General features: G+C 66.9%; 12 protein-coding genes. 6 read left to right on the forward strand and 6 right to left on the reverse strand.

Features of this window, described 5'->3' with window-relative positions:
- Position 1 precedes the first annotated feature (1 nt).
- Complete coding sequence (locus AC3WUF_RS12155; protein ID WP_492425887.1) at positions 2 to 2,401, reverse strand: TonB-dependent receptor; 2,400 nt, start codon at positions 2,399 to 2,401, stop codon at positions 2 to 4.
- Positions 2,402 to 2,509: 108 nt separating this feature from the next.
- Complete coding sequence (locus AC3WUF_RS12160) at positions 2,510 to 4,840, reverse strand: TonB-dependent receptor (RefSeq protein ID WP_492425889.1); 2,331 nt, start codon at positions 4,838 to 4,840, stop codon at positions 2,510 to 2,512.
- A 190-nt stretch (positions 4,841 to 5,030) separates the two neighbouring features.
- On the opposite strand from AC3WUF_RS12160, the gene AC3WUF_RS12165 reads away from it, so the two are divergent.
- The 3 genes from AC3WUF_RS12165 (at position 5,031) to AC3WUF_RS12175 (ending at position 7,501) form a co-directional block, all read left to right on the forward strand.
- The gene (locus tag AC3WUF_RS12165) at positions 5,031 to 5,909 is read left to right on the forward strand and encodes a serine hydrolase (RefSeq protein WP_492425891.1); all 879 of its coding nucleotides are present in this window, start codon (positions 5,031 to 5,033) and stop codon (positions 5,907 to 5,909) included.
- 56 nt (positions 5,910 to 5,965) lie between these two features.
- Positions 5,966 to 6,778 (forward strand): helix-turn-helix transcriptional regulator, encoded by an 813-nt coding sequence (locus tag AC3WUF_RS12170; protein ID WP_492425893.1) that lies wholly within the window; start codon positions 5,966 to 5,968, stop codon positions 6,776 to 6,778.
- Between the two features lie 189 nt (positions 6,779 to 6,967).
- Positions 6,968 to 7,501: an REP-associated tyrosine transposase gene (locus AC3WUF_RS12175; RefSeq protein ID WP_492425895.1), complete on the forward strand. Its 534-nt coding sequence runs from the start codon at positions 6,968 to 6,970 to the stop codon at positions 7,499 to 7,501.
- Between the two features lie 65 nt (positions 7,502 to 7,566).
- Here the strand turns inward: AC3WUF_RS12175 and AC3WUF_RS12180 are convergent, their stop codons facing one another.
- Positions 7,567 to 9,243: a serine hydrolase domain-containing protein gene (locus AC3WUF_RS12180; protein ID WP_492425897.1), complete on the reverse strand. Its 1,677-nt coding sequence runs from the start codon at positions 9,241 to 9,243 to the stop codon at positions 7,567 to 7,569.
- Positions 9,244 to 9,428: 185 nt separating this feature from the next.
- Between AC3WUF_RS12180 and AC3WUF_RS12185 the strand changes: the two genes are divergently transcribed.
- On the forward strand, positions 9,429 to 10,523 hold the full coding sequence (locus AC3WUF_RS12185) for a helix-turn-helix transcriptional regulator (protein WP_492425899.1): 1,095 nt from the start codon (positions 9,429 to 9,431) through the stop codon (positions 10,521 to 10,523).
- A gap of 14 nt (positions 10,524 to 10,537) precedes the next feature.
- On the opposite strand, the gene AC3WUF_RS12190 is transcribed toward AC3WUF_RS12185, so the two are convergent.
- Positions 10,538 to 14,665 carry an EAL domain-containing protein gene (locus AC3WUF_RS12190; protein WP_492425901.1) on the reverse strand — a complete coding sequence of 1,376 codons (4,128 nt, stop codon included), beginning with the start codon at positions 14,663 to 14,665 and terminating at the stop codon, positions 10,538 to 10,540.
- Positions 14,666 to 14,852: 187 nt separating this feature from the next.
- Between AC3WUF_RS12190 and AC3WUF_RS12195 the strand changes: the two genes are divergently transcribed.
- Positions 14,853 to 15,089, forward strand: a complete 237-nt coding sequence (locus AC3WUF_RS12195) for a DUF2970 domain-containing protein (RefSeq protein WP_492425903.1) — start codon at positions 14,853 to 14,855, stop codon at positions 15,087 to 15,089.
- Positions 15,090 to 15,166: 77 nt separating this feature from the next.
- Here AC3WUF_RS12195 and AC3WUF_RS12200 read toward each other — a convergent pair whose 3' ends face one another.
- Positions 15,167 to 16,579 (reverse strand): aminotransferase-like domain-containing protein, encoded by a 1,413-nt coding sequence (locus tag AC3WUF_RS12200; protein ID WP_492425905.1) that lies wholly within the window; start codon positions 16,577 to 16,579, stop codon positions 15,167 to 15,169.
- A 125-nt stretch (positions 16,580 to 16,704) separates the two neighbouring features.
- On the opposite strand from AC3WUF_RS12200, the gene AC3WUF_RS12205 reads away from it, so the two are divergent.
- Positions 16,705 to 17,166 (forward strand): VOC family protein, encoded by a 462-nt coding sequence (locus AC3WUF_RS12205; protein ID WP_492425907.1) that lies wholly within the window; start codon positions 16,705 to 16,707, stop codon positions 17,164 to 17,166.
- Between the two features lie 7 nt (positions 17,167 to 17,173).
- Here the strand turns inward: AC3WUF_RS12205 and AC3WUF_RS12210 are convergent, their stop codons facing one another.
- Positions 17,174 to 18,358 carry an aromatic ring-hydroxylating dioxygenase subunit alpha gene (locus AC3WUF_RS12210; RefSeq protein WP_492425909.1) on the reverse strand — a complete coding sequence of 395 codons (1,185 nt, stop codon included), beginning with the start codon at positions 18,356 to 18,358 and terminating at the stop codon, positions 17,174 to 17,176.
- Positions 18,359 to 18,423 lie beyond the last annotated feature (65 nt).

Raw genomic sequence — 18,423 nt, forward strand, 5'->3', positions numbered from 1 at the left:
CTCATTCGAAGTTCAGCGTGAAGTTGAGGCGCAGGGTGCGCGGCAGCGTGAAGACGTAAGGCCGCGGCGTGATCGCCTGCGACAGATCGGGAAAGCCGGGCAGCGTATCGGAACCGCCCAGCGCCGATGTCACGGCGCGCTCGTCGGTCAGGTTGCTGACGCCGATGCTCAGGCTTGGCACGTACGGCAGGCCGATGTTCGACACCGAGAAGTTGATCCCGTACAGATGGTAGTCGCCGACCTCCACATCGTGCTCGATGTTGTTGAAGGTCGGGCCCTGAAAGGTGTGCGTCAGCGCGGTCTGCGTCATCCAGTTGCCGAAGCCGAGCGTGTAGCTGAGCGTGGAACTGGTCTGCAGTTTCGGCGAACTCGGCATGTCGGTGCCCGCCGGAATCGTGTCGCCGGTGGAGTTCTCGTACGGCACCGTGGTCTTGGCGTCGATGTAGGCGGCCGAGGTCTCGAGTGTCACGCCGGGAATCGGCGTGATGTAGCGCAAGGTCGTCTCGGCGCCGACGCTGCGCACCTCGCCGACGTTGTCGGTGAACGAGCCGGCCGGATTGGTCACGCCGTTGACCGTCGACACCTGCCGCACCTGCGGGTTCTTCCACAGCACATAGAGCGCGGTCAGATCGAAGCGCAGCGTGCGGTCCAGCCAGTCGGAGCGCAGGCCGATCTCGTGATTCAGCAGCGTGCTGGACTCGAAGGTCGCCGGATCGGTGTTGGGGCCGACGCCGCCGAGATTGAAGCCGCCGTACTGGAAGCCGCGCGAGACCGTGCCGTACAGCATCAGGTCGCGGTCCAGCCGGTACGACACCGACACCTTGGGGCTGAAACCCTTGCCTTCCGACGTGAGGGCCTCGGTCTCGCCGTCCGGCGTGCCGTCGACGCTGGCGCGGTAGAGGCGGCCGCCGAGCGTGACGCTCCAGTGCTCGCCGAAGGCGCGCGTCAGTTCGCCGAACAGCGCCTGCTCGCTGGCCTCGAGCGGATGGAAACTGGTGGCCGGCACCTTGATGCCGTTCTCGTCGATCGGCAGGCCGAGCAGGTCCGGCGGCAGCAGCTCGAACAGATCGGTGAGGCCGGGATTGACGTACAGCGCCGCGCTGACGTCGGCGGTATAGGTGCTGTAGAACAGACCGCCGACCCAGGTCCAGGGACCGTCGTCCGGCGACACCAGGCGCAGCTCCTGCAGCCAGCCGCTGGTATCCACGGTGCGGCGCGCCTGGATCGTGCGGATGCCGAGCTGGGCGAGCGGCCGCACCAGGTAGGACGTATCCGTGTTGTTGAAGCTGTACTTGGTCTGGTAGCCGGTGACCGAGACCAGCGTGGCCCAGTCGAATTCATAGCGCGCGTCGAGCGTGCTCAGCGTGTAGCGGTTGTCGACCGGCGACGGTGCCACCGCATCGTCGCGCACCGGGATGGCGTCGGGGTTGGTGAGGTAGCCGAGTTCCTGCGCCTCGCGGCCGCCGCGCACATGCCAGGCATTGAGACTGAAGCGATCGTTCGGCTGCCACAGCACCATCGCGCGGGCGGTGCGCGAGTAGGCGTCCTCGACGTCCTCCGCGGTCCACGCCGGATTGTCGATGTCGATGTAGCCCGGTTTGTGCTGCCAGGATCCGGCCAGCCGCACCGCGACGCTGTCGCCGAGCGGCGCGTTGAGCACCGCGCCAAAGGTCGGCTCGGCGCTGCCGTCCTCGACCGACACCCAGTCCGCCGACACGCGGCCACTCCAGTGCCCCAGCTCCGGCGTGTTCGGCACGTAGCGGATCACGCCGGCGAGCGAAGTGGCGCCGAACAGCGTGCCCTGCGGTCCCTTCAGCACCTCGACGGTCTTCAGATCCCAGGGGCCCGGGTCGGCAATCGAGAACGAACCGTAGGGGTCGGACAGCGGCACATCGCCGAACACCGTGCCGACGGTCTGGTTGGTGCCGGTATCCGGACCGACACCGCGGATGCTCAGCTTGCGCTGCACGCCGGCGATCTCGTCCTGCGAGTTGATGCCCGGCACGAGGTGAATGAAGTCCTTGAGCTCCTGCGCGCCGATCTTCTCGAGCTTGTCGCCGGTCAGCGCGGTGATGCTGACCGGGATGTCGCGCACCGACTGCGCGCGCTTGGTCGCGGTGACCACGATCTCCTCAAGCTGCGCGGCGCGCGGCGGCTCGCTGACCGTATCGGGCCTGGCGGTCTCGCTCAGCGGCTCGACTGCAATCGTCGGCGTCGTCTCGGCGGGCGCGGCGTCGCCGGCCGACTCGACGAGGGGCTCGGCAGGCGGTTCCGGCATCACTTCCGGCACGGCGTCCTGAGGCTCGCTGGCCGGCGCAGACGTTTCGGCGTCCTGTGCCCAGGCCGCCATCGTCACACCCCAGCAAAGCGCCGCCAGCGCCGGCTTCGACCACTTGATCATTACAGCCCCTTGAACAGGAGATGACGCAAAATCGCATCCGACCCGAGCTTGCGGCGGCGCATACCCGGCCGCCACTCGTGAAATCACCGGTTTTCCGGCCGCAGGCGCTCAGAAATTCAGGGTCAGATTGAGCCGCAGCGTCCGCGGCTGGGTGTAGATGCGCAGGCGCGGCGTGGTCAGGGCATCGGACAGATCCGGTGCCTGCGGAATGCTCGGATTGCCCAGCGCGGAAATCACTGCACGCTCGTCGGTGAGGTTGCTCACGCCAATGCTCACACTGGGCGTGAACGCGAGATCGATGCGTGAAACGGCCAGACTCAGGCCCAGCAGCTGATAGTCGCCGACCTCCACCTGATGCTCGATCGTGTTGAAGGCAGGCCCCTGATAGGTGTGCGTCAAGGCCGTCTGGGTCATACAGTTGCCGAAACCGAGGGCGTAGCTCAGCGCCGAGCTGGTCTGCAGCTTCGGCGAGCTCGGCATCTCGGTGCCTTCGGGAATCGTCTGGCCGGACGAGGTCACGTAAGGCACCGTTGTCTTGGCTTCGATATACGAGGCCGAGGTTTCGAGCGTCAGGCCGGGCAGCGGTGTGAGGTAGCGCAAGGTCGTTTCCGCACCGATGCTGTGCACCTCGCCGACATTGTCGGTGAATCCGCCGATCGGGATCTGCACGCCACCGATCGTCGAAGGCTGGCGCACCTGCGGATCCTTCCACACGACATACAGCGCGGTCAGGTCGAAACGCAGCGTGCGGTCCAGCCAGTCGGAGCGCATGCCGAGCTCGTGGTTCCACAGCGTGCTCGACTTGAACGTGCGCGGATCGCTGTTCGGTGTTGCCACGGCCAGATTGAAGCCGCCGTACTGGAAGCCGCGCGAAACCGTGGCGTAGAACATCAGGTCACGGTCGACCTTGTAGACCAGCGAGACTTTCGGACTGAAGCCCTTGCCCTCGACCTCCTGCCTCGTCTCGTCGCCATCCGGCTTGCCCTCGACATTGGCCTGATACAGGCGGCCGCCGAGCGTCAGGCTCCAGTGCTCGCCGAAGGCGCGCGTGACTTCGCCGAACAAGGCATTCTCGCTCGCCTCGAGCGGGTGGAAACTGACGGCCGGCACCTTGACGCCATGTTGATCGAAGGGCAGCCCCAGCAGGCCCGGCGGCAGCAGTTCGAGCAGCTCCGTCAAACCCGGCAGATCGGGATTGACGTACAGCGCCGAGGCGATGTCGGCGGTATACGTGCTGACGTACAGGCCGCCGAGCCAGCTCCAGGGGCCCTCGTCCGGCGAGACCAGGCGCAGTTCCTGCAGCCAGCCGCTGGTATCGACCGTGCGCCGCGCCTGTACGGTGCGCACGCCCAGTTGCGACAGCGGGTGGACCAGGTAGGAGACATCCGTGTTGCTGAAGCTGTACTTGGTCTGGTAGCCGGTCACCGACACCAGCGTGGCCCAATCGAATTCGTAGCGCGCATCGAGCGTGCTGAGCGTGAAGCGGTTGTCGCCCGGCGAAGGCCGCGGCGCGTCGTCACGCACCGGCTCGCCGTCAACATTGGTCAGGTAGCCCAGCTCCTGGAACTCGCGCCCGCCGGCAACGTGCCAGGCATTGATGCGCAGCCGGTCGGTCGGCTGCCACAGCAGCATCGCGCGGCCGGTGCGCGAATAGCTGTCGTCGGCATCGACCTCGTTGCGCACCGGATTCTCGATGTCGATGACGCCAGGCTTGTGTTGCCAGGACCCTGCCAGCCGCACGGCCACGCTGTCACCAAGCGGCGCGTTGAGCACGGCACCGAACGTCGGTTCGGCACCGCCGTCCTCGATCGAAATCCAGTCCGTCGAGAAGCGCCCGCTCCACTGCCCCAGCTCCGGCGCATTCGGTACGTAGCGAATCATGCCGGCCAGCGAGGTCGCGCCGAACAGCGTGCCCTGCGGACCCTTGAGGACCTCGACGGTTTCCAGATCCCAGGGCCCCGGGTCGGCAATCGAGAACGTGCCGTACGGATCGGACAGCGGCACATCCCCGTACACCGTACCGACCGTCTGGTTGGTGCCGGTGTCCGGGCCGACGCCGCGAACGCTGAGTTTGCGCTCGATGCCCGCGACCTGGTCCTGCGAATTGATGCCGGGCACCAGGTGAATGAAATCCTTCAGCTCCTGCGCGCCGATCTGTTCGAGCTTGTCGCCGGTCAAGGCGGTGATGCTGACCGGGATGTCGCGCACCGACTGCGCGCGCTTGGTCGAAGTGACGACGATGTCGTCGAGCTGGGTGGCGTTGCGCGGTTCGCTGACGGTGTCGGGCTTCGCATCATCGGCCAGCGGCTCGACCGGGATCGTCGGCGTCGCCTCGACCGGCGCCGGCTCCGGCAGCGCTTCCGGCGCGGCCTCCTGCGCCCAGGCGGCGGTCGTCACGCCCCAGCTGAGTACCGTCAATACCGACTTGGCCCATTGCATCATTGCAGCCCCTTGAGCGAGACATCGAACACGGCCTGAGCTCGCGGCGCGGCGGAGGCAGCAACTATTCGTGAAAGTACTGGGTTTTCAGCGGCAGGGCACGCCGCCTGGATCGGGTTTTCGGTATTTTCATGGGTGTTCGCAGCCGCGCCGCGGACTACATTGGAGATGTCCTCCAAAACTCAGCGCCATGACCACCACCTTCGACAGCATCTTCCAATCCGCCGGCGTCACAGGCTACGTCCATGCCAAGGACCTGCGCAGCGGTCGCGAGATCGGCCACCAGGCCGACGAGCCGGTCGTCACCGCCTCGGTGTTCAAGGTGCCGGTGCTGGTCGAACTGTATCGCCAGGCCGATGCCGGACTGATCGATCTGAGCGAGGCTGTCGAAGTGCCGGTTGCCCATCGCGCACCGGGCCCGACCGGGCTGTCGGTGATGCTCGACCCGGTCACGCTGTCCTGGCGCGATCTGGCGCTGTCGATGATGGTCGTCAGCGACAACGCGGCCACCGATTTCATCTGCGCCAAGGTCGGACTGGACAAGGTCAATGCCGCGATGCGCGGCCTCGACCTGCCCGGCACCGTCGTCGAAGCCGATTGCCGTGCGCTTTTTGCGCAGATGGCGCAGGACGCCGGGGTCAAGAGCACTGCGGAACTGACGACCAAACCGAGCGCAGAGATGCTCAGCCGCCAGCGCGCGCTGCATGGACCGTCGACCAACCGCACGACGCCGCGCGAAATCTCGCGCCTGTTCGAGCTGATCTGGACCGACCGCGCCGCATCGCCGGCAAGCTGCGCGCAGATGCGCCGCATCCTCGGTGCGCAGGTCTGGCCGCACCGCCTCGCCTCCGGCTTCCCGGAAGACGACATCAAGACCGCCGGCAAGACCGGCACGCTGGTCACCATCCGAAACGAAGCCGGCCTGGTCAGCTATCCGGACGGACGCCACATCGCGGTGTCGGTGTTCACCCGCAGCCACGAATACCGCGCCAAGCACCCGGCGCAGGATGCGGCGATCGGCAAGGCGGCGCGGCTCGCGGTCGACCTGCTGCTCGACGAAGACGAGTAAAGGCCGTGCCGGGCACAGACGCCGCGACGAACCGACCGCTGTGGCCTGTGCCCAAATTGAACGCCGTCAGCCGGTCGGCGATTGTCGATCTGCAAAGCGCACTGGAACTCGACGATCTCTGGCGGGCGGTACGCACGGTCCTGCAGCACGAACTGCCTCGGCGCACGCTGCAGCTGCCGTCCGATCTTGCCGGCGACGCGCCCGCCAGTAGCCTCGCGCTCTCCGAACACGAGCGCGGCGTGCTTGAGTATCTGCGGCCGATGATTGCGGCCGCGCAGCGAAGAATTCGCGACGCCGAGACCGAGCAGCAGCGCCTGCGCGTCTACGAAGACCTGCTCGCGCGGATGCCGACCGCAACGCTGCTGCTCGATGCCGATGGCGAAGTGCTGTTTGCCACCGCCGAAGGCGACAAGCAGTGTCAGCGCTGGAACCGCGGTCTGCCGCGCAGCGCTGCGGATGCGCACATGCCGCAGCGACTGCTGCAGGAACTCGCGGTCGCGGCACCCGACGTCAGCGCGATCAAGATCCGCCATCCGGCGATCAAGGGGCTGACTGCGGGCATCGAGCGCAAGTGGCACACACCTTCTCTGCAGCAGCAGGCTGCCTACGTCGTCGAGTTCAGCGAGGCGCCGGCAGATGCGCTGGACGATGCCGACTCAGCCGGCCTGTCGCCGGAAGCCTGGATCGCGCTGCAGAAGCTGTCGAGGTCCGAGCGCCAGGTCGCCCTGCTCGCCGCGCGCGGCCTGAGCAACGAAGAGATTGCCCTGCACCGCTGCCGCTCTGCGCGCACGATCGAATACCAGCTGCATCTGATCTTCCGCAAACTCGAGATCAATCGCCGCGCGCAGCTGGTGCGCTTGCTGAGCTGAACCCGCTCACCGGCAATTGAAGTAGCCCGGGTGAAACCCGGGAATCCTGCGCCTTCAACGAACCGCCCATCCTGGATTGCATCCGGGCTACGATGACTATCGTCGCAGTGGAGTAGCCCGGGTGAAACCCGGGAATCCCGCACCCTCAACGAACCGCCATCCCGGATTTCATCCGGGCTACGATAGGCCATGGTTTTCTATCGTCGCAGCCGGACGGTCAATGCGCCGTACTTTCTCACGCTCACGTTGAGCGACAGGCGCTCGTCCTTGCTGGTGGATCACATCCGCGCGCTACGGGAAGCTTTTCGCGAAACCAAACGGCGCTACGGATTCCAGACCATCGCGATTGCGGTGCTGCCGGAACACCTGCATTGGCTATGTGCATTGCCAGAAGGAGATGGCGATTTTTCTACGCGAGTACGTCTGATCAAACGCGGTTTCACGATGCGTCTGCTGGCGATGGGCCTGAGCCTTTCCCGAAATGCTCGCGGCGAGTACCGCCTCTGGCAGCGGAGATTCTGGGAGCACACAATCCGCGACGACGACGATCTGCAGCGGCATGTGGACTACATCCACTACAACCCGGTGAAGCATGGCCTGGTCGGTGCAACGAAGGATTGGCCGCACTCGTCGTTTCAGCGCTATGTGCAGAAAGGATTACTGGACGTAGATTGGGGCGGCAATGCCGACGACACAACCGGCATCAGTTACGGCGAGCGATGATCCCGGATTTCATCCGGGCTACGGGCTCGCCGTAGCCCGGGTGCAACCCGGGTTGACGCCGTGCATCAATCGATACGATCGAAACGGATATCGCGCGTGCGGTCGTTGCTGATCCAGAAGCCCTGCACCTTGCCGTCCCGACGGTCGATGACCAGCGTCGCCAGGTTCGGCAGCGGCATCGGCGGCACGGTGTGGAACATGCCGCAGGCTAGAACGTCCGTCGACAGTGGCTCGACGTCCCAGCGCGCCAGGCCGTACTCCGGCAACAGGTCGAGCTGCAGCTTGCCGTCGCGGAGGGCAATCTCCACCTCGGTGCCGAATTCCGCGAAGCGGTAGCGCCCGCACAGCGCCGGCGCGACATCGGCAGTGGTCGGCGCGGTTTCCGGCAGGCGCTCGAAACGCTCGAGGTCGCCGCAGATGTGGACGTCGAGCGTCGCCGCCGGCGTCTCGCCTTCCGGCCGCTGACGAATTTCATACATGCTGACCGGACCTTCGGGCAGCGTCAGGCCGGTATCGGTTTCGTACAGCGCGGCGACCGGCGCGTTGTAGGTCGACAGCAGCAGCACTTCAGGCAGTTCCGGCTTGATCTTGCGCGCCGCAATTTCCATCAGGGTGCGCGACTGCGCGCTGTACCAGCGGCCCTGCACGGCGGGATGGCCGGTGGCAGCCGCCGGCAGGCGCGGACCGGCCAGTCCGTCGGATTCAAGCACGGCGTCGACGATCTTCAAGGCCAGCGCGGGCGCCGCGACGTCCATGCGATTGGTCATCACGATGATGTCCAGCTCGTGCTGCGGCACGGTCAGCATCTGCGACTGGAAGCCCATCGTCGCACCGGCGTGATGGATGATCTCGACACCGCGATAGGTCTCGCGCATCAGGCCGAGGCCGTAGATCATGCTCAGGCCGCTCTGCGCGAGCGGCCGTTCCGTCATCCGGGTCCAGGTCGCGGCGCTGCCGACTTTGCGGTCGGTCGCCGGTGCGCGCAGGTGCGCGATCCAGCACAGCATGTCGTCGACGGTGGAGATCATGCCGCCGGAACCCATCAGCTCGTCCGACGGATAGAGGCCGCGGCGCCAGCTGCCATCGGCGCGCGGGATATGCCCGGTCGCCATGTTCGTTGCCAACGTATGGTCGCTGCGCAGCAGAGCCGTGTCGGACATGCCCAGCACGCTGAACACGCGCTGCTCGAGGAAGGCTTCCAAGCTCAGGCCGCTGAGGCGCTCGATCACCAGCGACAGCAGCGTATAGCCGCTGTTGCTGTAGGCAAAGCGCGTCCCCGGTGCGAAGTTGCGCTCGTTGAAGCGCGCCATCAGCTGCAGGCTGGATCCTTCCGGCGGGTGGCCGTAGGTGCCGCGGTTGATGATGAAAGCGGCCATCAGCGGATCGCGCAGACCGCCGGTGTGCTGCATCAGCTGCAGCAGCGTCGGCTCGCCGCAGACCTTGTCCAGCTCCGGCAGGTAGCTGCGCACCGGCTGGTTGATGTCGAGCTTGCCTTCCTCGGCGAGCAGCATGATGCCGAAGGCGCAGAAATGCTTGGTCGTCGAGCCGATGCGCATGCGCATGCCCGGCGTGTTGGCGATGCCGTGCTCGACCGTTGCCAGACCGAAGCCGCGGCGGTAGATCACGCGTCCCTTGTGCGCAATGGCCACGACCGCACCCGGCACGTCGCTGCGATTCCAGGGCTTGAACAGCTCGTCGAGCTTCTGCGTCGTGGTCAGGGCGGCGGGAACGGGGCTGTTCATCGATGTGGAGATCCGGGTGATGTGTGTATCGAGTGTGCGTCGGCGGCCGCGCCGCGACATCCAAGAAAGTACTGAAACGACCATAACCCGAACGCGACCCGGCCATCGCGGTCTGCCGCCGGCTGACCGCCGATCCGGTGATTCCACCGACTCCCGCTGGCACGAACCTCGCTATGATTTTGCCGATGCTTGAGCCATTGCCCCCGATTGCCGATCCCGACGACGCTCACACCGCGGTCATCGACCTGCAGAGCGCCATGGACCTCGACAGCGTCTGGCGCAGCAGCCTGCGGCTGATGCAGGAGCAGCTGCCGCACCGCAGCTGCAGCCTGTTCTTCGGCATCGTCGACTTCGAGCCGACGGCTGCCATCCATCACGTCGAATCGCCGCGCAATCCCGGCTACCGGCCGGCCACCAGCCTGACGATCTCGGCACCCTTTCTCGCGCGGCACCGGCATGTGCCGCTGTACACCTATTCGCAGATCGTCTCCGAGGATCCCGACGCCCGCCGCCGCCGCGTCGAGCAGGAACCCGATCCCGAGTGGAACGAGTTCGTCCATCTGGCGTTCTGGCGCGACGAGCGGCCGGAGGCAGTGTTCAGCATCACCCGCGCAGCCGACCAGCCACGCATCAGCAGTGACGAGCGCGGACTGCTGGAACAGCTGCATCCGATGCTGGAAGCCGGGCTGCGGCGGATTCGCGCGGCCGAGCGTACCCGCACGCGCCGGCTGGCCTACGAGGATTGCCTGCGGCGGATGCCGGTGGCCACTTTGCTTGTCGCGGACGACGGCCGTCTGCTCTTCGCCAACGGCGAGTGCGAGCAGCTCCGCGCGCGCTGGAACCGCGGCCTGCACGCCGGCGATGAGGCTGCATTGCTGCTGCCGCAGCGGATTCCGCAACTGCTGCGCGAACATGCCGGCGACGGACCGCGCTTCAGCGTACGGCACCCGCGCATCGCCGGCCTGACGGCGACGATCGAGTGCAGCACCAGGGCCGCGATGCCGGGACAGCGGCCCTGCTACGTCGTCACGCTGAACGAGGCTGCCGGACGCGCCAGGGCAACGCCGGCGGAGCGCAGCGACGACAGCGGCCCGCCGATCCTGCAACAGCTGACGCCGGCGGAACGGCGCGTTGCGCTGCGGGTCGTCGACGGCCTGAGCAACGACGAGATCGCCGGACAGCTGGGTCGCTCGCGCCGCACCGTTGAGTTCCAGCTCAACACGATCTACCGCAAGCTGGGCCTGACCCGCCGCGCGCAGCTGGTCCGTCTGCTGGGCTGATCGTCACCGCGCGGCTACGCCGCCTGGCGGATCTGCGCCGGCGAGGCGAACAGCGGCAGACCGGCGTGGCGATCGCGGATGTCGCCGACAACCTTCGCGAACTGCTCCAGCGGCACCGCCTTGGACATCAGGAAGCCCTGAATCTCGTCGCAGCCGCGTTCGCGCAGGTACTGCAGCTGCTCGAGGGTCTCGACGCCTTCGGCGACGACCGTCATGCGCAGGCTCTTGCCCATCGCGATGATGGCGCTGACGACGGCGGCATCGTCCGAGTCCTCGCTCAGGTCGCGGACGAAGGAGCCGTCGATCTTGATCTTGTCGATCGGGAAGCGCGTCAGGTAGGACAGGCTTGAATAGCCGGTGCCGAAATCGTCGACCGCGATGCAGATGCCCAGGTCGCGCAACTTGCGCAAGGTGGCCACCGTGTCCTCGCGGTTCTCCAGCAGCAGGCTTTCGGTGATCTCCAGCGTCAGCAGCTCCGGCGCGAGGCCGGATTCCTTCAGGGCGCGGCGCACCGCGGCGACGATGCCGTCCTGGCGGAACTGGCGCGGCGACACATTGACCGACAGCGACAGCGGTCGGCCGAGCTGCGCCTGCATCTGCTGTACGTCGAAGCAGGCCTTGCGCAGGACCCACTCGCCGATCGGCGCGATGACGCCGGATTCCTCGGCGAGAAAGACGAAGCTGCTCGGCCCCAGCGGCCCGCGCGTGGGGTGCGCCCAGCGCAGCAGCGCCTCGACGCCGATCACGCTGCAATCCGCCATGTCCACCTGCGGCTGGTAGTGCAGCGAAAATTCCTCGCGCTCCAGGGCGCGGTGCAAGGCGTTGGTCAAGGCCAGTTCCTCCTCTGGTGCGCGCAGCATGTCCTGGCTGAACCATTGCAGGCGGCCACGGCCAAGCTCCTTCGCGCGATACATCGCGGTGTCGGCGTTCTTCAGCAGCGTCAGTGCGTCGCGACCGTCGGCCGGATAGGCGCAGACGCCGATGCTCGGCGTCGTCACCAATTCTTGTTTTCCGAGCATCATCGGCAACGACAGCTGGCGAACGATGTTGTCGGCAATGCGCTCGACGTCGCTGCGCTGCTGCACATCGGTCAGCAGAATCACGAACTCGTCGCCGCCCATGCGGGCGACGGTGTCGGTCTTGCGGATGCAGTCGCGCAGGCGGTCGGCGACGGTCAGCAGCAGCTGATCGCCGACGTGATGACCGAGCGAGTCGTTGATGCGCTTGAAGTGATCGAGGTCGAGCATCATCACGCCGAGCATGCGGTTCTGCCGCTCGGCGGTGACGATCGCCATGTTCAGGCGGTCCTGCAGCAGCGCGCGATTCGGCAGCTTGGTCAGCGTGTCGTGATGCGCGAGATGCTGGATGTGCGCCTCGGCGGTCTTGCGCTCGCTGATGTCGGCGACCATCGCGACGTACTCGCGGCGGTCCGGATGCGGCATGCGATTCAGCGCGAGGTCGATCGGAAACTCGCTGCCGTCGCGGCGCAGGCCGATGCTTTCGCGGCGCAGGCCGGCAACGTCGGCATCGCCCAGCTGGGCGAAGTCGACGCGATCGCGATACTGGACCGGCGACAGCAGGCGGATGTCGCGGCCGATCATCTCGGCCGCCGACCAGCCGAACATGCGCTCGGCGGCCGGGTTGAAGGACTGCACGACGCCGCGGTCGTCGACGCTGATGATCGCGTCAATCACGCCGGCGACGATCGCGCGCTGGGTCTGCTCCGCCGCGCGGTAACGCGCTTCGGAGGCTTTCAGCGCCGCTTCGGCGGCGCGCCGCTGGGTGACGTCGCGGAAGCTCCAGACGCGGCCGACCACCTCGCCGGCCACCCGATGGCTGCGCGAATAGCGCTCGAAGGTCTTGCCGTCCCTGAACTCGAGCAGGTCGGAATGTTCGTCGTTCGGCTCGTCGTACAGTTCGCGGATGCGCCGCGTGAACGCGTCCGGATAACGCAGTTGCGGCAGCACCGAAGCGAGCACCAGCTTCTCGTCGCGGGTCTGGGCGATGACCTCCGGGACCTTCCACATCTCAAGGAACTGGCGGTTGTAGCTGACGATGCGGCCCTTGAGGTCGACCACCAGAATGCCGTCGGCAGTCGCCTCCAGCGTGGCGGTCAGCACCGACAGCGTGTTGTTCAGTTGCGCCTCGGCCTGCTTGCGCGCGGTGATGTCGCGGATCGCGCTGGTGACGATGACCTCGTCGCCGACGCGCAGCGGACTCAGGCTGATCTCCAGCGGGAACTCGGATCCGTCCTTGCGACGGCCGAACAGCGCACGGCCCTCGCCCATCGCGCGGGCGCGCGGCGCGCCGATGTAGCCGTCGCGATGGCCGACATGATCGTGGCGGAAGCGGTCGGGAATCAGGAACTCGACCGGCTGGCCGACCAGTTCCTCGCGCGTGTAGCCGAACAGCTTCTCGGTCTGCGAGTTGACCAGATCGATGCGGCCGCGCTTGCCGACGATGACCATCGCGTCCGGTGCCGATTCGACGAGCCCGCGGAAACGCTCCTCGCTGGCGCGTAGCTGCAGCGTGCGTTCGGCGACGCGGCCTTCGATCTTCGCCGCGCGGCCGACCAGCACCAGCAGCAGCATGCCGAGCAGCGCCGTCAGCAGCATGCCGCCGGCGAGCACCAGCCAGGCTTCCCACGACCGGTGCGCGACCAGATAGCTCGCCGGCAAGCGGTATTGCAGCTCCCAGTGGCGCTGGCCGACTTCCAGCGGCACGACGTAGACCAGATCGCCGAGCGCCAGGTTGGCGGTCTCGCCGTAGACCTGCTGCGCCGGTTGCGCCGAACGATCGACGACGCTCACTTCGATGCCGGCGGGGCGAGTGTCCTTCAGCATCTGCTCGACCAGATTGCGATGGCGGATCACCAGCGTCGCGAAGCCGCGCAACTGATCTTCCCTGCCGTGGACCGGCAGGTTCAGCAACAGTCCCTGGGTTCCTTCGATGTCGCCGATCAGACGCACCGGTGCCGTCGCGGTCGAGCGCCGCGTCGCCGCCGCCTGGCGGTTGGCCGCGCTGCGCGCCGCATCGAACTCGACATCCAGGCCCTGCGCGCCCCGGGCGGCATCGGCATAACGGATGTAAGTGACAACGACATGCGGATCGCGCTTCGCGCTCGGCACCAGCTGGCCGTCCGCGCCCAGATCGACCATATGGAAATTCGGATAGCCGCGGGCGCGCATCGCTGCCTCGAACGTCGAACGCTCGCGCTCGCTGACCACGGCGTTCCAGCTGATCGCGAACAACCCCGGCAGCTGGCGCAGCAGCGTGTTGGCGAAGTTGTCGAATTCCTGCGGCGTGACTTCCTGCGAGCTGGAGAACAGCCCGGCGACGGACGACAGCGCCACTTCGTAGCGGTCGAGGTCGGTGCGCAGATGCTGCGCCGCCTGATCGCTGGTCGCCTGGAACTCGAGCTTGACCCGGCTCTGCTCGCGTGCGCTGGTGCTGACGAAGACCGCGACCACCAGGCTGAACAGCAGCAGCAGCGGCAGCGTGATCGCCAGCTGCTGGCGCAGCCACACCGAAAACGGCCGCACCGACCAGACCAGGATCGCCGGCGCGAAGATCAGCACGCCGATGCTGTCGCCGACCCACCAGGTCCACCAGTTGAACAGCACCTGGTCGTTGCCGATCGCGCCGCTCAGCCACAGCACGCCGACGCCGATGCTCGATGCGGTGAGGCAGGCCACCGGCCCGCCGAGCGCCAGCATGCGGACGACGTCGAACTCCTGTTCGAGAATGTTGTGATAACCGACGAAGCGCCGGATCAGCGTGGCGCCGAGCAGCGCCTGCGCCGCCGCGCCCATTGCGATCGTCGCCGGCAGCAGCACCGATTCGCCGAGCGCCGTCGCGCTGGAGACATCCAGCGCGGTCCAGACATTGATCAGGAAGGAACCGAGCCAGATGCCCGGCCAGGCGCGGTTGCCGAACAGCAGCAGTGCCGCCAGCGCGATGCCGGACGGCGGCCAGACGGCGGTCGCGTAGCCCGGCGGGATCGCCAGCGACAGACCCAGCCGGCCGGTCAGGTAATACGCCACCGCGACGAGCAGGATCAGCATGAAACTGCGCACGCGTGGAACCGCCACCGGCTCGATGGGCGGTGCTGGCGTCTGCGCTGCGGGCCACGCTGGATTCATGCCGCAAAGTTTGCGGCAAGTCACATCTGCGGCCGCTGCTGCTCGGCGCCTCGCTGTTACCGTCGGTCGGCTCGCAACGTCCGGATCTGTACTGCGTTTTTGGCCGCGATCTGCTGCTTAACGCAGACCCGGCAGAGCGGCAGACTGGCGCTCGCAGGATGACCTGCGGAAAACCGGAGCCCGGACCATGCGACAGGAACAGAATCCCCAAGGGGAGACGCTGATGGCGCCGACGCTCTGGCAGGTGGCCGCCAGCGTGGCCTGGTCGTTCTTCGGCGTGCAGAACTCGCGCAACCGGCGCCGCGATTTCACCTACGGCAAGCCCTGGCAATTCATCGTGCTGGCCTTCGTGATGACGGGGGTCGTGGTGCTGGCGTTCGTCAGCGCGGCACGCCTGGCGCTGCATCTCGCACTGCCGGCCTGATGTCGTAGCCCGGGTGAAACCCGGGGCCTGCACTTTCCAATCGCGCGAATGTCCCGGGTTTCACCCGGGCTACGGGCTTAAACACAATCGATCGCCAGGCGCCCCAAGGTCTTCAGCGCGCGAACGACGCGGCGGTCTTCCGGATGTCCGTAGTTCAGGCGGATGCAGTGCGCAAAGCGCTCGCGCGCCGAGAAGATCGCGCCGGGAACGATACTGATGCCTTGCGCCAGGGCCAGCCGGTACAGCTTCATCGCGTCGCTGCCCCTGGGCAGCTCGACCCACAGGAAATATCCGCCCTGCGGCCGTGTCACGCGCGTGCCGGCGGGGAAGAACTCGCCGATCGCATTGATCATCGCGTCGCGTTCGAGGAACAGCGTTTCGCGCAGCTGGCGCAGATGGCGGTCGTAGGCCGTGCCTTCGAGATAAGCCGCCAGCGCCAGCTGTGACGGAATCGCCGCCGACAAGGTCGTCCCCAGCTTGAGTCGGCGCACCGCGGCGGCATGCCGTCCCGGCGCGGCCCAGCCGATGCGGTAGCCGGGCGCCAGGCATTTGGAGAACGAGCCGCAGTGCAGCACGTTGCCGCTGCGATCATGGGCTTTCGCCGGCTTGGGCCGATGGTCCGCGTAGTACAGCTCGCCGTAGACGTCGTCCTCGATCAGCGGCACGCCGTGTTTCTCGAGCAGCGCGACCAGCTGCTGCTTGCGTGCATCCGCCATCAGCGCGCCGGTGGGATTCTGGAAATTCGGCATCAGCCAGCACGCGGCAGGCCGCTGCTGCCGGAGCACCGCATCCAGCGCGGCCAGATCGATGCCCTCGCCCGGATGCGTCGCCACCTCGATCGCGCGCAGGCCGAGGCGCTCCAACGCCTGCAGGGCCACATAGAACGTCGGCGACTCGACGATCACCGCATCGCCTGGCCGCGTGACGGCCTGCAGGCACAGGTTCAGGGCTTCCATCGCGCCGTCGGTGATCACCAGCTCGTCGGCGGCGATGTCCATGCCGTCGATGTGATAGCGCAATGCGATCTGGCGGCGCAGCTCGGCATTGCCGGGCGCCAGGTCGCTGACGGTGCGCCAGGGATCGAGCGTGCGCATGCCGCGGTTGAGCGCGCGCGACAGCTGCGGCAGCGGAAACAGCAGCGGACTCGGGAACGCCGAGCCCAGCGGCACGACGCGGCGCTGCTGGACGGCGTCGAGCACCTCGAAGATCAGCTCGCCTTTCCTGACCGCCGTCGACTGCGCGACCGGCCGCGACGCCGCGGGCTGCTGCGGCAAGGCCGGCAGGCGCCGACTGACGTAGTAGCCGGACCGCTCGCGCGCCTCGATCAGGCCACGCGCTTCGAGGCTGTGGTAGGCCTTCTGCACGGTCACCGCGCTGAGGCCGCGATGGCGGCTCGCCTCGCGCACCGACGGCAGGCGCTCGCCCGGCTTCAGCGCAGCGGATTCGATCAGTGCCGCCAGTTCGGCGGCGTAGCCCTTGTAAAGCGTCATCGTGGTGCGGATCGGAGGCCGGGGTTCATGCTGCAGCCATGATACGTGCGGACCATGGCTCTGCCCTGTCGAAATCGCTCGCGGCGGTTCGACCAGGGCTGCAATCCGCAAAAAAGGAGCAGGACATGAGCAAGCCCAAACCCATTCCGGACGGCATGCACACGATTACGCCACACCTCGTCTGCGCCGGTGCCGCGCAGGCCATCGAGTTCTACAAGATCGCCTTCGACGCTATCGAGGAATCGCGCCTGCCGGGGCCGGACGGCAAGCTGATGCACGCCAGCGTGCGCATCGGCGATTCCTGCGTGATGCTGGTCGACGAGATGCCCGAGCACGGCGTCATCGGGCCCAAGACCCTCAAGGGCACGCCGGTGACGATCCACATGTACGTCAAGGACGTCGACGCCGCGTTCGCCCAGGCCGCCAAGGCCGGCGCGACGGTCAAGGTGCCGCTGCAGGATATGTTCTGGGGCGACCGCTACGGCGTCGTCGAAGACCCGTTCGGCCACAGCTGGTCGCTGGCGACGCACATCCGCGATGTGAGCCCCGAGGAACTGCCGGGCGCGTTCGAGAAGGCCTGCAGCTAGGGCCGCCTCAGGCGGCCGTTGGCGTCGTCGCGGCAGCGCCGTCGACGGCCTCGGCGCCGTCCTTGAACGGCCGCTTCTTCTTCGTCGCCGGCTTCAGCGGCACGGTGTCGAGCACCCATTTGATCTCGGGGTGCTCGCGCCGTCCCGGTGACGGGATCGTGAAGGTCTTGAAGCCTTCGTGCGGGCGCAGCGCCGCGCTGTCGATCTGCCAGCCGAACTCCTCGATGTGGCGGCGGCGCGTCGCGCGCCAGCCGCTCATGAAGCGGTCGTGCTGCACCGACAACTCGTTCTCCAGCGTCTCCGGCAGCCAGTTCGGCTGCGACTGTTCGACGATCGCGGCGTCCTGCTCGAAGATCTGCATCAGGCGCCGCTTGGAGTCCTTGTCGAAGATCGGCGCGCGGAAGAACGAGCGCAGCTGTACCGCGAAGGTGCGCGTCGTGAATTCATCGACCGGCGTGTTGGCGTCGAACACGATCGTGCTCCAGCCCGGCCGCAGGTCGACCTGCAGGCGCACTGCATAGCCCGCCAGGTAATACGTCGGGTGCACGCGCGTCGGCTGACGCTCCTTGCGGACGAACTGGCGCACGATGCCCTTGAACTGCGGCGGATGCATCACAACCGTATGCGTCGCCCAGGCTTCCTCGCGATGCTCGCTCTCGATGAAGTTCTTCGCGGCGGTGCTCGGGTGGCCGAATACCGGATGCACGAACGAAGCGTGTGCCATGTCGATGCCGTTCTCGACGACGCGCGCGGCCGAGGCCTTCCAGGTGAATTCGCTCTCAAGCTTGCGCCAGCCGGACTGGCCGTATTCGGGAAACGGCGGGATCGGGTACCGCTCGTTCTCCGGCAGATCGCCGAGAAACACCCAGATCATGCCGTAGCGCTCCTCGGTCGGATACGCGTCGATCATCGCGCGCTGCGGGATCGGGCCGGCTTCTCCGCGCGAAGGAATGAAGGTGACTTCGCCTTTCCCGCTGTAGCGCCAGCCGTGGTACGGACAGGCGACGCAATCCTTGTGCACGCTGCCGCCGGCCAGCGAGCCACCGCGATGCAGGCAGACATCGCTGAGGCAGTTGACCTTGCCCTTGCTGTCGCGGAACAGCACGAAGTTCTGACCAAGCAGCTTGACCTTGACCGGCTTGTCCTTGACCGCGTGTGACCACTCGGCCACGTACCACAAGTTCACGAGCATCGATGTTGATTCCTGGAGCGTTGCGCGACCGGAGCATCGGGTCCGGCGGCGCGGTGGTCAATTGC

Source organism: Fontimonas sp. FW305-C-3 (genome assembly GCF_058783185.1).